Below are 16,767 nucleotides of genomic sequence, written 5' to 3' on the forward strand. Positions count from 1 at the left end.
ATTCTTAAAAGATAATTATAATAATGTTTCTTATTAATAAAAACTAGATTTTCTTTCAAATATCTTGTAACTTCCTGTAACTTTGTATATAATTCAAAAAAATTGTTTAATAAGGGATATTCCATAGATACTTTATTTGTAATCGTTTGTGTTTTTGCAATGGCAGTCATTTCGGGGATTATTTTAAACAAGCTCAAAATACCCACTATTATTGGTTATATTGTTACTGGGGTTTTAACCGCCTATATTTTTAACTTTAGAGTTGAAGATTCCACTGATTTAAGCGAAATAGCCGAAATGGGAATTGTCTTTTTGATGTTTATGATCGGACTTGATTTTAGCTTCAAAAAAATGTCTTCAATTAAGCAAGAAGTTTTTTTGTTTGGCGGTTTGCAAATTGGACTTTCCATTCTAACTTTCTTTTTTATTTGCTATTCTCTTTTTGGATTTAACTTTGATACTTCTATTATTGTTGCTAGTGCGATTAGCCTTTCTTCAACCGCGATTGTTCTCAAACACCTTAATGAAGTTAATCAAACCAAAACTTCTTATGGAATCGCATCTGTAGGGATTCTAATCTTTCAAGACTTAGCGGTAATTCCTATCCTTTTGATGATTAAGCTCCTAAGTAGCAAAGATCTAGCAATGAGTGATCTTTTGCTAACCACAGGCATTTCAGCCTTTATTGTTGTGCTTTTACTTTTATTGCCCGGTAGATTCTTAGCCAAAATCATCTTACGCTCTTCAGCTAAAATGAAAACCGATGAGATCTTTGTAGGAACGGTGTTTTTGATTGTTTTAGGTTCTGCTTTTTTAAGCCAATCTTTTGGTTTTTCAATGACACTTGGAGCGTTTTTATCAGGTATGATTATTTCAAGCACTTCTTATAAATACCAAGTTGCTGCCGTTTTAGTTTATTTCCGCGATCTTTTGCTTGGAATCTTTTTTATCACCATAGGAATGCAAGTTGATGTCATATTTTTAGCAAAATATTTCATTATTATTATTCTTTTAGTTTTCCTCACACTTTTAGCAAAAACTCTTATTATGTTTGCTTTTTTGAGTTTCTTTAGGGGGACTAAAATCGCAATGAAAATTGCCCTCTCCCTTTCTCAAATTGGGGAATTCTCTTTTGCAATTTTCCTCCTTGCAAGCCAACACAAGATTCTAAACTTACAACTAGATGGTGGAATCTTAAAATATGTTTTTGGAACAGAATTTTTTGCTTCCATTACTCCGACTGAAATTCATCAATTCCTTACGCTAATGGTTATTTTCTCAATGATTGCCACTCCTTTTATTCTTGATAATCTTGATAAATGCACCGCTTTTGCCCTAAAAACTATCAAGATTCCACAAAAAACTTCAACTACATACACGCAAGAACAACAAGAAGAGGAAAAAGAATCTAAAAAACGCATTCTTATTTGCGGCTATGGACTTGTAGGACAAAAAATATTTGACTTCTTAAAAGACTACGATATAGAGGTTTTTGGGATTGATTCAAATTATGAGAGGGTAGAGAAAGGAATCATACGAGGCGATAAAATCATTTATGGGAACATCACTGATAAAATGATTTTTAGAGAAGTTGAGATTCAAAAGGTTACTGCAGTGATTTTATGCATTGAATCACCAGTAGAGATTGAAAAAGCTTGCAGACATATCCTAGCATTATCCAAATACACCAAAATCATTGTCCAAACACGCGATAATGCACTTGAATCAGAACTCAAAGCAATGGGGCTTTATGGTGTCATCAACTCCACAATGGAAATTGCAACAATCCTTTCAAATCTTGCCATTGAAGCCATTAAAGAAGAGGAAGAAAAACAAGGTGAATCCACTAAAGAAATTTAAAAATATCTTAAATTCCTTAAGGTATTTTTTTTAATTAAGCAGAATTTCAAATCAAACTTAAATTTACATTACATAACTAGAAACACATTAATCATAAAATACACTAAAAGCTTTAAGGAGGGAGTAAAATGAGTAGCATTATACAAAATAATTATTCTCATTTAGATTATCTTGAATCTGAATCAATCTATATTATGCGCGAAGTTATTGCCGAGTTTGAAAAACCTGCAATGCTTTATAGCATAGGCAAAGATAGCTCTGTTATGCTCCATCTTCTACAAAAAGCTTTCTATCCAGCTCCCCTGCCAATTCCATTAGTGCATGTGGATACCACTTGGAAATTTAAAGAAATGATAGAATTTCGCGACAAAACTGCTAAAGAGCTTGGTGCCAAACTCATCGTCTATCAAAATCCAAAAATCAAGGAATTAAATCTTTCGCCCTTTACCCATGGTTCATCTATGCACACTGACATTTCAAAAACCCAAGGCTTAAAGCAAATGCTTGATTTATATCAATTTGATGCCGTATTTGGTGGTGCAAGACGCGATGAAGAAAAATCAAGAGCCAAAGAGAGAATCTATTCTTTCCGTGATGCCAATCACACATGGGATCCCAAAAACCAACGCCCAGAACTTTGAAATCTCTATAATAGCCGACACAAAAAAGGTGAGTCTATCAGAGTTTTTCCACTGAGCAATTGGACAGAACTTGATATTTGGCAATATATCTATAAAGAAAATATTCCAATCCCTAGTCTATATTTTGCAAAAAAGCGTCCTGTTGTAGAATATATGGGAGCTAAAATCCTAGTAGATGATGAAAGAATGCCAAAAGAATTAGCAAAAAATGCTAAAGAAGAACTAGTGCGCTTTAGAACTCTTGGCTGCTACCCGCTAACAGGGGCGATTAATTCTAGTGCTAGTAATGTTTTAGAGATTATTCAAGAACTTTTACTTTCAAAAAGTAGCGAAAGGCAAGGCAGACTAATCGATACAGATGAAGAAGCCAGTATGGAGAAAAAGAAAAAAGAGGGATATTTTTAATGAATTTAAATGAAATAAAAGAATATTTAAAACAACACGAAAACAAGGAACTCTGTAGATTTATTACTTGTGGTAGTGTAGATGATGGAAAATCTACTTTAATAGGCAGAATGCTTTATGATTCTAAAACACTTTTTGAAGATCAAATCAAAACTCTAGAAAAAGATAGTCAAAAAAATAAAAACTCAAAGGAAGGGCAAAATTTAGACTTTGCTCTTTTGGTGGATGGATTAGCAAGTGAGCGAGAACAAGGCATTACTATTGATGTAGCCTATCGCTTTTTTACCACTCAAAAAAGAAAATTTATCATAGCAGATACTCCAGGGCATGAGCAATATACGAGAAATATGGCTACAGGTGCTAGTAATGCTGATATTGCTATCCTTTTAATTGATGCTAGAAAAGGTGTCTTAACCCAAACCAAACGGCATTCTTATATCGTAAGCTTATTAGGCATTAAACAATTTATCATAGCAATCAACAAAATGGATTTAGTTGATTTCAAACAAGAAGTCTTTGATCAAATCACCAAAGACTATAAAGCAATTCTCCCTAGTTTGCAAAATTATGAAGATATTAAAATCCATTTTGTCCCCATTTGCGCAATAGATGGCGATAACATCACCTCTAAAAGTGCCAATATGCCTTGGTATAGCGGAGAAACTCTATCTACACTATTAGACACTTTACCAATTACCACAAATATCAATCAAGACTTTATTATGAGTGTGCAGTATGTCAATCGCCCACATTTAAACTTTAGGGGATTTTGTGGCAATATTGCAAGTGGAAGTGTGCGTGTAGGTGATGAGATTGTCATTCTCCCTAGCCTTAAAACTAGCAAAATTAAAGAAATTATCACTCCCAATATCAAAGAATTAAGACCTAGCAAAGATCAAAAAATACAAAGCTCAAAAAGTGCAAGTTTTCCAAGTGCCATTACGCTAACTCTAGAAGATGAAATTGACATTTCAAGAGGTGATATAATCACTGCTAAAAATGTAGAAATTCCTATTTCTAATGCCTTTAAAGCTATGATTATATGGATGAGTGAGATTCCACTCAATCTCCATGAAAACTATTTAATCAAAATAGCAAATCTCACAACTAATGTTATTTTTAGCCAAATTGATTTTAAAAAAGACATTAATACTTTTGAAGAATATCCTGCAAAAACTTTAGAGCTTAATGACATTGCAAAATGCACTTTAAATTTAAACAAAAAGACTGCCTTAGAAATCTACAAAAAGAACAAAACCTTAGGCAGCTTTATTATTATTGATAAATATTCTAATGAAACCTTGGCAGCAGGAATGATAGAAGAGATTCTAGACACTAAAAGCGAAAATAGAATCTACACTCAAGCCGAAAGAGAATTGAATGCATACATAAGAAAAAACTATCCTGAGTGGGAATGTAAAAAAAATATGAAAGTTATTGTTGCCCTAAGTATTTTAACCTTACTTCTTTTGCTTGTTAGTGGGAAATTTAGAGCTTCTTTGCCTTTTGGAGGAGTTGCTTTATTATACTATCTCTTGGGATATTTAGATCTAAAAACTTTTCTTGGATCATACACTAGTGATTCTTTAGTTGTTTTAGTGCTTTTATTGCTTGTTTCTATCGCGGTAGAAAAAAGTGCAGTTATGAGCTATGCATCAAAATTTATTATCGGCAAGAGCTATTATTTTTCTCTCTTTAAACTAGGTGTTATTGTAAGTGCAATTTCTGCATTTTTAAACAACACTGCTGTTGTAGCTAGTTTTATGGGATTAATCAAAAATAACAAATTTCAAAATCCCTCTAAATTGCTAATCCCACTTTCTTACTTTTCAATCGCAGGGGGAACTATGACTCTTATAGGCACTTCTACGAATTTAATAGTCAATTCCTTTGTAGTGCAAAATGGCTTAGAGAGTTTAAAGATTTTTGATTTTTTTGCAGTTGGCTTTTGCATTAGCTTAGGTGTGATGATTATTTTAATGCTTTTTAGCAAACTTCTACCAAACTATACTGACAAAGAACAAGAAATTTCTGAATACCTTATTAGCGCAAAAGTTTTACCCAATAGCCCTTTGATTGGTAAGAGTATCGAGAAAAATGGCTTAAGAAAATTAGAATTTCTCTTTTTGATAGAAATCCTAAGAGAAGGCAGAAGTCTCTCCCCTGTAAGCCCAGATGAGATTATTTGCAAGGAAGATCAATTAGTTTTTAGCGGAGATGTGGCACATTTAGAGACACTAAAAGAATTTAAAGGCTTAGAAATCGGCAAACAAAATCCCAAAATCAAAGATTTAGAGCTAGTAGATGCCATCATCACGCCTAATTCTAACTTGATTGGCAAAAGCGTCAAGGAAGCAAACTTTAGAACTAAATTTGATGCAGGAATCATTGCACTAAAAAAAGGCTCACAAAATATCTCTAAAATTGGTTCAAGCATCTTAAGTGCTGGAGATAGACTTATTCTAAGCGTGGGAAAGGATTTTAAAACGCGAGATAATATTCTTAAAAATTTCTACATTATCTCCAATATTAATAAACTTCAAAAATTAAATAAAGCACAAAGTCTTTTCATTGTTTTTGGCTTTTTATCAGTCATTACCCTCTCGGCCTTAGGCATCTTTTCTTTACTTAAAGCTTTAATTGTTTTTCTCTTTGTGTTACTAGTTTTTAAATTTCTCAAATTTGATGAAATTAAAAGGCGATTCCCGCTTGACATTTTTATTATTGTAGGCTCTTCACTTGCTATCACCAAAGTCCTAGTAGAGAGTGGTCTAGCCCAAGATTTTGCTAATCTCATCATTAGCATTTTTGGGCAATATGGAGTTTATGGTAGCTTTATTGGAATCTACCTTTTAACCTTGCTTTTAACAGAGATGATTACCAATAATGCCGCTGCAGCCCTTGCCTTTCCTATTGCTCTTGCGACTGCACAAAGTCTAGGTGTTAGCCCTATACCTTTTATTTTCGCAGTTGCCTATGGAGCAAGTTGTGGATTTATGATGCCTCATGGCTATCAAACACATTTGATGGTTACTTCTATGTGTGGGTATAAAACAATGGATTTTGTAAAAATAGGCTTTGTTGTTTCTTTAACTTACTCTATCATAGCTTTAAGCTTAATACCAATCTTTTTTAGTTTTTAAGGAAAAAAATGGAAAACAATCTCACATGGCATGACACAAAAATCACCAAAGAGCAAAGATCAAAACTCAAAACTCAAAAACCCTGTGTCTTATGGCTAACAGGACTAAGCGGTAGTGGTAAATCCACTCTAGCTAATGCGTTAGAGCAAAGACTTTTTACTATGGGTTACCACACTTATCTTCTAGATGGAGACAATGTAAGGCATGGCTTAAACAAAGACTTAGGTTTTGATGAAAACTCAAGAGTGGAAAATATAAGACGCATAGGAAAAGTTTGCAAATTATTTGTTGATAGCGGCTTAATAGTGCTTTGTGCTTTTATCTCCCCTTTTTGCAAAGAAAGACAAATCATAAGGGAATTGCTTGACAAGGGAGAATACATAGAAATCTTTGTAGATACGCCTATAGAAGTTTGCAAAAAAAGAGATCCCAAAGGGCTTTATAAAAAAGCAAGAAATGGAGAGATTAAAAATTTTACCGGTATAGATAGCCCCTATGAAGCACCAGAAAATCCGGAGATTCATATAAAAAGCGAGAATCTTGATGAAAATATTGAAACGATTTTAAAATATTTATTAAAAAAAGGAAAAATTCATGCTTAATTCCATCAAACTAGAAACAATCCAAGAAATTGCCCTAAAAGCCGGTAAGGCAGCAATGGGCATTTATAAAAAGGATTTTGTAATTTATGAAAAAGAAGATAAAAGCCCTTTAAGCGAAGCTGATTTGCTTTGCAATGAAATTATTTGCAATGCTCTATCTCCATTTAATCTACCCCTATTAAGCGAAGAAAACAAAATCATTCCTTATAAAGAAAGAAAAAAATGGGAATATTTTTGGTGCGTTGATCCCATAGATGGCACTAAGGAATTTATCAAGAAAAATGGAGAATTTACAATCAACATTGCCCTAATCCACAAGGATACGCCAATTCTAGGAGTTGTTTATGCACCTGCTTTAGAGCTTATGTATAGCGCAAAACAAGGAGAAGGTGCGTTTAAAAATGATAAAAAACTGCCACTCAATGCCCAAAGAGAAACCTATAAAATCGTAGCTAGCAAATCTCATATGAGCAAGGAAACTAATGACTTCATAGAAAGCCTAGAAACCAATAAGCCAAAAGAACTCATTTCTATGGGAAGCTCTCTAAAACTATGCTTAGTAGCTAGCAATGAAGCGGACATCTACCCAAGGCTTGGACCAACAATGGAATGGGATACAGCAGCTGCCGATGCGATAGTTAGAGAATCAGGCAAAATGACTTATGATTTTAGCAGCCTAAAGCCCTTAATCTATAATAAGGAAGATTTAAGAAATCCATATTTTATCGTAAAATAAAATCAATTTTAGAAAGGAGATAATAATGACGGCTTATGTGCATAGAAAATATATCCAAGAAAGTCTTACAAAGAAATACTTAGCCAAGTATAAATATAAGACAAAAAAGTATATATATGTTTAAAGAATTTCATAAAAAATATGGTTGCATTTTTATTCATATACCAAAAGTAGCTGGAACAAGTATAGAGCGAGTTGTGTTTGAATCTAGTAAATGGTTGGTGGGGCATAAAAAAGCTATAGATTATATTAAAAAAGATAAAGATAAATTTGAAAGTCTTTTTTCTTTTGCTTTTGTGAGAAATCCATTTGATAGGACTGTGTCCGCTTTTCATTATCTTAAAGGAAGGAGTTGTACCCTAGGAGATAAACGATGGGCGGATATACATTTAAAAGACTATGAAAATTTTAATGATTTTGCATTAGCTTTAGAAAATAAAACTGTTAGAGATAAAATATTATCATGGATGCACTTTGTTCCACAATATCGTTTTGTTTGCGATGAAAATCGGTCCATATTGGTTAATTTTATAGGGAAATTTGAAAATATAGAAAAAGATTTTGAAGTAGTAAAAAAACAACTGAAAATAAATAGAGATTTGGTGCATGCTAATAGCAGTAGCCACGAAAGCTATAAAAAGTATTACAATGAGCAAACTTATCAAATAATTTCAGAAATTTATCGCAATGATTTTGAATTATTTGATTATGATTTGGAATATGCAAATTTATTTAATCAGTCTTTAAATGATCTCCAAAAAAATAAAATTAATGATAAAAAATTAGAAATTAGGGCAATGAGGCTGCGGAATTACAAAAAAAAACATTCTTTTTTTATGTTGAAATGTGAAAATGAGAGCCTAAAAAATGAGAATGATTTATATCTTAATAAAGCTCATTCTTTAGAGACTGAACTCATCCAAACCAAAAATCAATTAGATTCTCAAATCAAGATTTTAGAATCTAATCAAAATCAATCTAATTTAAAAATTCAAAGATTAACAGAAGCTAATCAGCAATTAGATTTAAAGAATCAACAACTCACCCAAACCAATAGCCAATTAAATTTAAAAACTAAAGAACTAGACTTCACTCTCCATTATGGAACTGCTAAAGACAGAATCCACAATCATCTATCATATAAACTAGGACAAGCTATGATAGAAAATTCTAAATCTTTATTAGGCTATATTAGAATGCCTTATGTTTTATCTTATATCAAAGATAAACACAAACAAGAGCAACAACAATACCAAGAAGCTATTAAAAAGAATCCTAATCTTAAACTCCCTAATTTAGAATCTTATCCTGATTACAAAGAATCCTTAAAAGAAAAAGAATGTTTTACTTATAAACTAGGAGAAGCTTTTATAAAAGCAAACACTGCGGGGGGGGGGGGCACAATTATTCAAATTACCCCTTGCTTACTTCAACTTTGCAAAAGAAGTGCGTAAGTTAAGAAGAGAATTGAAAGAGAAAAGAAAGTATTAATTGATAAAACTCAATGGAAGTGAAGATAAAAGTTGGATTATGGTAATGGAATTTGATATTTGAGAGTCGAAGGTTTTGAAGTTAGGAGGTTGAGGGGGGAGAGGAAGTAGATTTCATCACCCAAAGAGCATTTTTTCAAACATAATAGCTAAAATAAACAAATACATCGCTAAAAGTGCGTATTTGTGCTTTTTAGAATCTACCTTGCTTAAAGTCCAAATCCCAATCCTAACCCCAATCAAAGAGGCAATACCAACAATGCAGCCTTGGGCATAATCCACATAACCATGCAACGCTAAAGAAGTAAAGCCTGATACTGATGAGAAAATCACAAAAAATAGCGAAATAGGGACAATTTGCTTTGAGCTATATCCAAGATAATACGCCAAAAGTGGTGCTAACATCATTCCCCCGCCAATTCCTAGCGAAATCGCAAAAACTCCAACCACACACCCACAACCTATTAAAAACAAAATCGACTTCCAACCTTCGCCCACTTTGCGTTCGCCACCATAAGCATTGGTAAAGAAAAATCGCATAATACTATAAACAATAAAAAGGCTAAATATAATCTCCAAAATGCTAGAAGGCATACTAGAGACAACCACTCCACTAAAAGAAGCCCCTATAAGTCCGCCAATCCCAACATAAACACCATCTCTAAAGTCTAAATTTTTCTTTTTGTAATTCACATAAGAGCCATAAACAGAAGAAAAAATCATTTGCATAATAGAGATTCCAATGGCAATTTTAATATCATTTCCAAGTAAAATCATCATTGGCACAATAATCGCTCCACCGCCAATCCCAAAAAGCCCTGCTAGAATCCCAGCTAAAAGCCCCACTGCAAGCAATCCACCTGCACTCCAAAAGTCCAATGCCAAAACTTCCATACTCAAACCTTTAATTAAAAACATTATTTTATTACAAAAATAAGCTAAAAACTGCTAAAATGGCGAAAAATTTGGAGAACTTAAAATCAAAGACGATATTAAAATTACACATTTCGTTCAGTCTGCTGGTTGAGCTGCAAAAGTGGGTCTGGAAGATCTCTCACATCTCTCTTGCAATCTCAAAAATAACAAGGATCCAAATATCCTTGTGGGTTTTAGCGGAAACGAAGATGCCGGAATCTATAAAATTAGCGATGAACTTGCACTTGTGCAGAGTGCGGATTTTATCACGCCACTTGTCAATGATCCTTATTCTTATGGGCAAATTGCAGCGGCAAATTCGCTTAGTGATATTTATGCCATGGGTGGAGAGGTGAAAACTGCGCTAAATCTACTAATGTGGGATAGTTGCCACCTTGATTCGCAAATGATTAGCGAAGTGCTTGAGGGTGGATTATCCAAAATCAAAGAAGCTGGAGGTGTGCTACTTGGCGGACATACAATAGGAGACAAGGAGCAAAAATATGGATTAAGCGTAACAGGAATCATCCATCCACAAAAAATATGGCGTAACAATACCGGACAAATTGGGGATTGCTTAATCCTTACTAAGCCCATTGGAATGGGGATTTTAACAACAGCACTTAAAGCAGATATGCTTGATTCTAAAACGGAGCTAAAAATCTCTCAAATTATGGCAACACTTAACCAAAAAGCCGCCAAAATAGCTTCTAAATACACTATTCACGCCTGCACAGATATTACAGGCTATGGGCTTTTGGGGCATCTATATGAGATGACAAATCCAAAAATCTCGATTAAGCTTTATTCAAACCAAATTCCACTTTTGCAAGAGGCTATAGAATTTGCCAAAATGGGAATTATCCCTGGAGGTAGCCACTCTAATCAAAAGGCAATCAATCCTTATTGCCACTTTAATCTCCCTTTAGATTCCTTGTATTTAGGGGTAGAAATTTTACTTTTTGATGCACAAACTTCTGGTGGATTAGTCTTTGCCACCCCTTATAATCAAGCTCAAAGTTTGCTAAATGAATTAAAAAGCGAAGGGATAGATTCAGCTCAAATTATCGGAGAAATCATACCCACAAATGATTCCCCTATAAATATTGCTTAAAGCAGTTTTTTACATCACTGTTTTTACTTGCTCCCCACTTCAACTTCCCATTTAATGAAGTTATGAAAATTTTTTAAGGTATATTTTTATGTAATTTGTGAAATTCCATATTCTATAACACAAAGTCTTGTATAATCTAAAACTAGATTCCTCTCCCCTCATAAATTCATTGAATTTTTTTGTTTTTTAACATCGTGTGGGAGATAAATTTTATTCCGATTGCAAGATAACGCCACTTTTTCATCACGCTCCCAATAAAAACTTGAAGGGAAACTTTTGACTTTTTCCCTTTTAGCAATAATATTCCAAACACTCTGATCATGCCTATTTTCCCTAAATGTTGGCAAATTAGGTATTTTAGAAGGACTATCATCAACAAAATTATAATGCTCATAAAAAACATTTAACCATTCTTGTATTATATTGCAAACTCTAAAGGTCTTTTTACAAAATATCGCTCCACCAATCATTTGCGGAGAATCTAAAAATTCTTTATCATCCAATAAACCATAATGAGCTAGCAAATCCGCTTTATTCCAATATTTCTCAGCACAATGTTCTAGTCCTGCATCCAAACCCATAATTTCATTCTCTTCTACTTGTGCTACCATTTCTAATAATAAATCATGCTTGTTTGGATTAAACTCAAAACCAATATCTAAAAAAATCAAAATATCATTTTCTTGGATTTGCTCCAAGATCATCAAAATAACCTTTGGCTTCCAACACCAATACCCAAAACCTCTAGTTGGAATTAAATCCCCCCCCCCCCCACTAGCTTTTGCCTGTTGATAATTACTATAAAACTTATCATTAAAATCTTCTCTAAATTTCAAAGGCAAACTTGCCTCTGTAAAAATAAAAATCTCATCAAATACTTTCATTGCCTCTGCTTGTTGCTTAAATCTACAAGCAGAAATCCCAAGTCTTGTATCTGCAAAACTACAAAGATAAATTTTTCTATCCATTTTTACATTATCTCCTCATATCTTTTCAAAATTCCACCCAGCAATCCCTAAAACAACGCCTCATCCATCTCTTGTGGTATCTGCAAACCCATAAGCTTTAAAATACTTGGGGCAATATTATTTAATCCGCCATTTTTGACTTCTTTTACACTTGGAGCAGAGACAAAACACCAAACTTCTCCTGTGGTGTGGTTTGTTAGAATCTCACCCTTATCATTTTGCATTTCTTCGCAGTTCCCATGATCACTTGTCATCACAAAAGCATAATCTTTTTCTTTAGATTTTTCATAGATTCTGCCGATTTCTCTATCCACGGCTTCAACCGCCCTAACTGCCGCTTCAAAAACCCCAGTATGCCCTACCATATCGCCATTTGCAAAATTCACTACAATAAAATCATAATCCTCTTCCATCGCCTTTAATACCATATCGCCGACTTCCCTAGCGCTCATTTCAGGCTTTTGATCATAAGTTTTTACCTTAGGAGAAGGGACTAAAACTCTCATTTCATTAGGATATGGATCTTCTATTCCGCCATTAAAAAAGAAAGTTACATGAGCGTATTTTTCGGTTTCAGCTGTGTGAAATTGCCTTAAATTATGGTTTGAAATCACTTCAGCAAGAGTGTTTGGAATGCTTTCTTTGGGGAATAAAATAGGAAAATTAAAGTTTTTATCATACGGCGTCATAATTACAAGCGGAATTGGTGTCCATTTTTTGCGCTCAAACCCACTAAATTCTTCATTTCCAAGCGCACTAACAATCTCCCTTGCTCTATCGCTTCTGAAATTCACAAATATCAAGCCATCTCCCTTTTTGATTCCACTTGCATCAAAACTAGCAGGCTTGATAAACTCATCAAAAACCCCTTGATTATAATGCTCTTGAATATATTGCTTAGGCGATATTGTCTGCAAGTTCTCCGCACAGACAATCACATTATACGCCTCTTCCACACGCTCCCAGCGATTATCCCTATCCATAGCATAGAATCGACCACTAATGGAAGCGATTTTAATATTTTTATTTTGGATTCTACGCTCCACTTCTTCTAAAAATTTCAAAGCAGTTTGCGGCAAGACATCTCGCCCATCTGTGATTAGATGCAACAAAATCTCAAATCTCTCTTGCAATCCTTCAGCTAGGGCAAGAATATGCTCTAAATGCGAATGCACTCCACCATCACTCATTAATCCCACTAAATGAATCCGCTTACATTCCTTTAAAACTTCCAAAGCAGGATTACCTAAAAGGCGACCCTCTTTAATAGCTTGGTTAATTTTCACCAAATCTTGATACAAGATTCTCCCACTTCCCATACACATATGCCCCACTTCAGAGTTTCCCATTTGCCCCTCTGGCAATCCCACAGAAAGCCCATAAGTTTTTATCATTCCATAAGGAACTTCCTTAAATAAGCGATCATAGCTAGGCTTCTTAGCCTCCAAAAATGCATTAAACTTCTCTTGCTTACTATAACCAATCCCATCTGTAATGACTAAAATTGTTTTCATATTTATTCCATTCTTTTTAAAGTTTATTTAGATAGAATCCTATCCAATTTTTTTATAATTTTTAACTGAAGTTTGATGAATGTTGCATTATTTTTATGAATTTCTAAACATTAACCTGTTTCAATATATCACATTTCGTGCTGCCATTGCCTTTTTTGTTGCATTTTTAATGACTATTTTTTTAATGCCCTATTATATTTTATGGGCAAGTAGCAAAAAGGCTAATCAACCTATCTCGCAATTTGCACCCAAAAACCACCAAGAAAAAGTCAATATTCCAACAATGGGCGGAATCGTTTTTGTTTTTTCTACCTTAGCAGCAGCCCTGCTTTGTGCCAAACTCAATAACTCTTATGTGATTCTTGGAATCTTCAGTCTTGTTTTATTTTCCAGCATTGGGATTTATGATGATTTCTCCAAAGTAATGCAAAAGAAAAATGCAGGAATGAACGCACGGACAAAATTTGCATTACAAGGATTAAGCGGACTTTTTATTGCATTGGGGCTTTATTTTTATGGAATGGATAGCCACCTTTATCTTCCTTTTTTAAAAAATCCCATTTGGGATTGGGGGATATTAAGCCTTTTATTTTGGATGCTAGTTTTTATTGCTACTAGCAACGCAGTCAATCTCACCGATGGTTTAGATGGATTAGTGGCAATTCCCTCTATTTATGCACTTGTTTCTTTAGGAGTTTTTGTTTATGTTGCAGGTCATTCAGGGCTTAGTGCTTATCTTTTGTATCCCAAGATTCAAGAGAGTGGAGAAGTTGTGATTCTCTCTGCAGCACTCATCGGTGCTCTTATTGGTTTTTTGTGGTATAACTGCCACCCTGCTCAAGTTTTTATGGGCGATAGTGGAAGTCTAGCCATCGGCGGATTCATCGCTTATATGGCAATTATTTCAAAAAATGAAATTTTACTTTTTGTGATAGGATTTATCTTTGTTGTTGAAGCATTATCTGTGCTTTTGCAAATTGGTAGCTACAAAACAAGGGGTAAAAAGCTCTTTTTAATGGCACCACTTCACCACCATTTTGAAGAAAAAGGCTTAAAAGAGAGTAAAATTATCGTGCGTTTTTGGATTGTAGCTCTAATGAGTAACCTCATCGCACTTTTAACTCTCAAACTTCGCTAAAAAGGATATGAATGCTTTTTTTAATTGGATATGGCAAAACCAATCAAGCCATTGCTGATAAATTTAGCCCTTGCTACATTTTTGATGATAACTTTAAAGAAGTCTCTAAAGATTCTAAAGGCAACACGCTTTTGCCTTCAAATCAACTAAAAAATTATTTAGAAAAATACCCTAACGCACAAATTATCACAAGCCCAGGTATCCCTCCACAAAATCCGATGATAAAGCTTAGCCAACCCATTAGCGAATATGATTTTTTTGCCCCCACAATGCCCTTTAGCGTGTGGATTAGCGGAACTAATGGAAAAACCACTACTACACAAATGCTAACCCACCTCCTCCAAAATAAAGGCGCTCTTAGTGGTGGAAACATTGGCACTCCCTTGGCTAATCTTAACCCTAAAGCTCCCCTTTGGATTTTAGAAACTAGCTCCTTTACAATCCATTACACCAATATAGCCAAACCCAATCTATACCTACTTTTACCCATAACTCAAGATCACATTAGTTGGCATGGTGATTATGAATCTTATATCGCAGACAAACTCAAACCTCTTTTGTCGATGAAAGACAAAGAAATAGCCATTATCCCCCAATCTTTGCAGTCTCATCCTTTTTGTCAAAAAACCCTAGCCAAACTTTTTTTCTACTCTAATTCTCAATCTCTAGCCAAGCAATTTTTCCTAGATCTAAACAAAATCGCTTTTAAAGAACCTTTTTTACTCGATGCCATTCTTGCTCTTAGTGCCACGCAGATTCTCTTTAATGAAGTGGATTATGATTTGCTAAATAGCTTTAAAATCGGCGCTCATAAAATTGAAGAATTTTTTGATTCTCAAAATCGCCTTTGGGTTGATGATAGCAAAGGCACTAATCTTGATGCCACAATGGAAGCTATCAAACGCTATCAAAATCAAACTCTCCATTTGATTCTAGGCGGAGATGACAAAGGCGCAGATTTAACACCACTTTTTGCATTAATGGAAAAATGTCAAATCACCCTTTATGCCATTGGATCAAACACCCAAAAAATAGCTCTTTTAGCTAAAAATCACCATATCCCTTGTTTTCCTTGCCACACCCTAGAAATAGCGGTGCAAGAAATCCACAAACACCACACACAACAAAGCATCGCAATGCTTTCACCTGCTGCGGCAAGTTTAGATCAATTTAGCTCTTATAAAGAAAGGGGTGATAAATTTAAAGTCTATGTCCAATCTCTCTAAATTTTAATGTTTGTTTTGCAAACTTTCATTGATAAATTCCTCAAAACGCATTAAAATAATATTGATAGGATGACTTTTCCGCCTCAAACTATAAAAATGCCTCTCTAAATTAAGATTAACAATCTCAATAGAAAACAAAATGCCATTTTTAAGCTCCTGCTGTATGGCTACTTCAGAAAAAACCGCAATAGCCCCTTTATTTACCACCAAATCTTTAATAGCCGTTGTCCTATCTAATTCTAAAAAAATCGGAACTTCTTTTTTTAATTTTCCCAAAGCATTTAAAAAGCTATCTCTTAATCCCGAACCATATTCCCTAAAAATCCACTTTTTATCTAATAATTCATCAATATAACGCGGTTTTGAAGCCAAAATAAAATCATTACTCGCTACAATCAAACGATCTTCACACAAAACTTCACGAATTAGCCCCTCACTTTGTGCATATTCTAGCCCAATTTCACCCTCCACTAATGCCAATTCTACGCTACCACTTTTTAAGAGATTCAAGCATTCTTGAGTGTTATAAATCTTTGAATTAACCTTGACTTTTGGATATGCCTTTGCAAAGTCAAATAAGATTCTAGGTAAAAAATATTCCCCTATAGTGTGTGTGGCTACAAGATTGATTTCACCAATCAAAATGCCCTCTTCCCCTAAAGCTTCTAAACTTGAATAATAACTCTGCACTACTTCCACCCACAAACTCCCAAGATACAAAGCTTGTGTTGTTGGGACAAGTCTTTTCCCTAATCTCTCAAAAAGCGTGATTCCAAGCATTTTTTCTATATTTCTAATTAACACCGAAACATTTGGCTGTGTAATTTTAAAATTTTGTGCGGTTAAAGTTGGACTTTTGGTGTGCAATAAATCTAAGAAAATCTCCAAATCTCTAATTTTCAATTTCACCCCTTTTTTATTTAAAAAGCCTTAGAATCTCATATAAAAGATATTTTATTCTTTATCATCAAGTATTCCATATTTTTTATTAAATTAATATATTTTATATTTTTGA

General features: G+C 34.0%; 12 protein-coding genes and 1 pseudogene. 9 read left to right on the top strand and 4 right to left on the bottom strand.

All coding sequences use genetic code 11. The annotated features are described in order from the left end of the window. Nucleotides 1–159 precede the first annotated feature (159 nt). The 6 genes and pseudogenes from HCAN_RS06830 to HCAN_RS06855 all read left to right on the top strand — a co-directional run bounded on the left by HCAN_RS06830 (nt 160) and on the right by HCAN_RS06855 (nt 8,841). Complete coding sequence (locus HCAN_RS06830) at nt 160–1,860, top strand: cation:proton antiporter domain-containing protein (protein ID WP_006656379.1); 1,701 nt, start codon at nt 160–162, stop codon at nt 1,858–1,860. 128 nt (nt 1,861–1,988) lie between these two features. Next, a pseudogene (gene cysD / locus HCAN_RS06835) lies at nt 1,989–2,906 on the top strand (sulfate adenylyltransferase subunit CysD). After that, on the top strand, nt 2,906–6,049 hold the full coding sequence (gene cysN, locus HCAN_RS08390) for a sulfate adenylyltransferase subunit CysN (protein WP_006656948.1): 3,144 nt from the start codon (nt 2,906–2,908) through the stop codon (nt 6,047–6,049). Before cysD ends, cysN begins: the two are co-directional and overlap by 1 nt. Before the next feature lie 8 nt (nt 6,050–6,057). After that, nucleotides 6,058–6,651, top strand: a complete 594-nt coding sequence (gene cysC / locus HCAN_RS06845) for an adenylyl-sulfate kinase (protein ID WP_006656949.1) — start codon at nt 6,058–6,060, stop codon at nt 6,649–6,651. Continuing rightward, nucleotides 6,644–7,387: a 3'(2'),5'-bisphosphate nucleotidase CysQ gene (gene cysQ, locus HCAN_RS06850; protein WP_006656950.1), complete on the top strand. Its 744-nt coding sequence runs from the start codon at nt 6,644–6,646 to the stop codon at nt 7,385–7,387. The genes cysC and cysQ overlap by 8 nt, the downstream gene beginning before the upstream one ends. A 116-nt stretch (nt 7,388–7,503) precedes the next feature. Continuing rightward, on the top strand, nt 7,504–8,841 hold the full coding sequence (locus tag HCAN_RS06855) for a sulfotransferase family 2 domain-containing protein (protein WP_006656951.1): 1,338 nt from the start codon (nt 7,504–7,506) through the stop codon (nt 8,839–8,841). A gap of 153 nt (nt 8,842–8,994) precedes the next feature. Here HCAN_RS06855 and HCAN_RS06860 read toward each other — a convergent pair whose 3' ends face one another. Further along, nucleotides 8,995–9,771 carry a sulfite exporter TauE/SafE family protein gene (locus tag HCAN_RS06860; RefSeq protein ID WP_006656952.1) on the bottom strand — a complete coding sequence of 259 codons (777 nt, stop codon included), beginning with the start codon at nt 9,769–9,771 and terminating at the stop codon, nt 8,995–8,997. A 142-nt stretch (nt 9,772–9,913) separates the two neighbouring features. Here HCAN_RS06860 and selD point away from each other — a divergent pair, with 142 nt between their 5' ends. Next, nucleotides 9,914–10,906: a selenide, water dikinase SelD gene (gene selD, locus HCAN_RS06865; RefSeq protein ID WP_006656953.1), complete on the top strand. Its 993-nt coding sequence runs from the start codon at nt 9,914–9,916 to the stop codon at nt 10,904–10,906. A 158-nt stretch (nt 10,907–11,064) separates the two neighbouring features. On the opposite strand, the gene HCAN_RS08310 is transcribed toward selD, so the two are convergent. Together HCAN_RS08310 and gpmI are read right to left on the bottom strand one after the other, a co-directional pair. Further along, nucleotides 11,065–11,874, bottom strand: a complete 810-nt coding sequence (locus HCAN_RS08310) for a hypothetical protein (RefSeq protein ID WP_006656954.1) — start codon at nt 11,872–11,874, stop codon at nt 11,065–11,067. 47 nt (nt 11,875–11,921) lie between these two features. Next, nucleotides 11,922–13,388 (bottom strand): 2,3-bisphosphoglycerate-independent phosphoglycerate mutase, encoded by a 1,467-nt coding sequence (gpmI, locus tag HCAN_RS06875; RefSeq protein ID WP_006656387.1) that lies wholly within the window; start codon nt 13,386–13,388, stop codon nt 11,922–11,924. Nucleotides 13,389–13,467: 79 nt separating this feature from the next. On the opposite strand from gpmI, the gene mraY reads away from it, so the two are divergent. Together mraY and murD are read left to right on the top strand one after the other, a co-directional pair. Continuing rightward, nucleotides 13,468–14,526: a phospho-N-acetylmuramoyl-pentapeptide-transferase gene (mraY, locus tag HCAN_RS06880; RefSeq protein WP_006656388.1), complete on the top strand. Its 1,059-nt coding sequence runs from the start codon at nt 13,468–13,470 to the stop codon at nt 14,524–14,526. Nucleotides 14,527–14,537: 11 nt separating this feature from the next. After that, nucleotides 14,538–15,752, top strand: a complete 1,215-nt coding sequence (gene murD / locus HCAN_RS06885; RefSeq protein ID WP_006656389.1) for a UDP-N-acetylmuramoyl-L-alanine--D-glutamate ligase — start codon at nt 14,538–14,540, stop codon at nt 15,750–15,752. Between the two features lie 3 nt (nt 15,753–15,755). On the opposite strand, the gene HCAN_RS06890 is transcribed toward murD, so the two are convergent. Beyond that, nucleotides 15,756–16,655 carry a LysR substrate-binding domain-containing protein gene (locus HCAN_RS06890; RefSeq protein ID WP_006656390.1) on the bottom strand — a complete coding sequence of 300 codons (900 nt, stop codon included), beginning with the start codon at nt 16,653–16,655 and terminating at the stop codon, nt 15,756–15,758. Between the last annotated feature and the right edge of the window lie 112 nt (nt 16,656–16,767).

This window comes from Helicobacter canadensis MIT 98-5491 (genome assembly GCF_000162575.1).
Lineage (GTDB): Bacteria > Campylobacterota > Campylobacteria > Campylobacterales > Helicobacteraceae > Helicobacter_D > Helicobacter_D canadensis.